At 60.2% G+C, this 1,664-nt stretch carries 1 protein-coding gene; it reads right to left on the bottom strand.

Translation table 11 applies throughout. From position 1 onward, the window contains the following. Positions 1 to 378: 378 nt before the first annotated feature. Positions 379 to 1,479 (bottom strand): IS4 family transposase, encoded by a 1,101-nt coding sequence (locus QX048_RS35170; RefSeq protein WP_315701243.1) that lies wholly within the window; start codon positions 1,477 to 1,479, stop codon positions 379 to 381. Positions 1,480 to 1,664 lie beyond the last annotated feature (185 nt).

Consider the following 1,664-nt stretch of genomic DNA (forward strand, 5'->3'; position numbering starts at 1 on the left):
GGCCCTTGTGCCGAAAACTCTCGATCACTGCTCTAAGCCATTCGAATGTAAAGTAACGCTTTACACAGTCAAGTATTGCTTTACAGGCGCAAAGCCTCCGTCGCGAGAACGACCGAAAGCAACGACGTTCCCGCGGCGCCGATCCGCCCGAGGTTTTGCTGGTCATCACCCTCGGCAACACGAGGGCGCAGGGAAGGCCGCATAGGCGTTAAGGTAGCGCGAGCATCGATTGATACTTGCGTTTTCGAGGAGGCTCGCGAAGGTGGCGCCCCAACGCGCGTTTTCTGCGGCGCAAGCAACGGATGGTTGGTTGTGGAATGATTGCTTGCAGCAAGGATGCAACGAGCTGCTGCAGGACCCGCCAAGCGCCAGGCGTCGTTAAGCGGCCTGCGTCCAGTGGGGAGAGTCCTCGAAGTCGCTGGCAAGCGGCTCGAGCAACAGGATGATCAGGAGGTGGGCCAGCAGGTAGGGCTTGGCAGAGCGCGGATCGGTTCCTGGCGGCGTCTTGAGGCCAATCAGACTCTTCAGTCGCTTGAACCCAAGCTCGATCCGCCATCGCAATCGATAGAGCGCAAGCACATCTTTGGTGGAGAACTCGTCCCGCGCGAGCGACGTGATCAGAATGACCCAATCCGCAGCCTCCAAAGTTTCTTTGGAGATGATGCGGTTTTCATCTTTTGCGTCTTGCCGGGCTTTACGCCGAGAAGCAGCAGCCGCACCGGTGGGCTTCTTGATTGCGACCAGACGCATAGCCAGAGGCGCGCCGCCCTTGCGCTTGATCCAAATCTCCCGATCGACCAGTCCGCGCGCCTTCGCGGCACGCAATTGGGCCATCAGATCGAACGGAAGGCCTTTGGCGTCAAGCCAACGTGCGTTCTTCCAGCCCGCTCGGATCAAAACGTCGGCCCCGGCTTCGCGGACGGCCGCAATGCGGTCAGGTTGCAGATAAGCGCGGTCAGCAATGCGGATCTCGTTCTTGACCACTGGTATCCGGTCAAACGTTTCGCCCTCTTGCTGATCTGTCAGCTCGAAGTGACCAAAGCGCTCATAGGGCAGATCAAATGCGCTATGAACGCGCCAAAGCTCACTGTTCTTGCGCGCAGCCGGTCCCGCCTGAGGCACTGTCGTCGCATCGATGATGCGGATCAGGCGGCCTTGGCTCGCCTTCGGAGCTGCCGCAGCGAGCAAGCCCTCCACCAGCACCGCAAACCAATCACCACATTGACGCAGCCGATAGAACAACGCCACGCTGGTGAGGTCGGCAAGGCCAACAGAAGCCGCCCATGCGGCTGTCGATCTCAGCCCTCTTTCACCCAAACAATAGGCCAGCATCAGCCGAAGTAACGTCACCGCATCTGGAATCTGCCGCCGACGCGCGAAGGCCTTCGTCTGGCGCGCAGTTTTCTCGAGCTGCGCAGCCCCGCCCAGCTGCGCAACCACTCTCGTCCAGTCCTCGTTCAGGAGCGATTCGTCTGCCATCCCCTGTTCGAATCACGGCGGATTCCAACACTCAAGCATAAACTTAACGCCTATGGGGAAGGCCGGGTGCTGGCCGCACCCATGGCCCGCCTGCAACAAGAAAAGCAGGCGGCAGTCACCACAGGATTGGCCGATACAACCGGCCTTCCCTGCGCGATGGTCTTCACGGCTGCTCCGTGCTCTCC

The sequence above is a fragment of the Bradyrhizobium sp. SZCCHNS30572 genome (assembly GCF_032484415.1).
Classification (GTDB): domain Bacteria; phylum Pseudomonadota; class Alphaproteobacteria; order Rhizobiales; family Xanthobacteraceae; genus Bradyrhizobium.

Excerpts from the sequence above, each read along its gene's own strand:
- QX048_RS35170 (WP_315701243.1), bottom strand. The coding sequence starts at position 1,479 with ATGGCAGACGAATCGCTCCTGAACGAGGACTGGACGAGAGTGGTTGCG.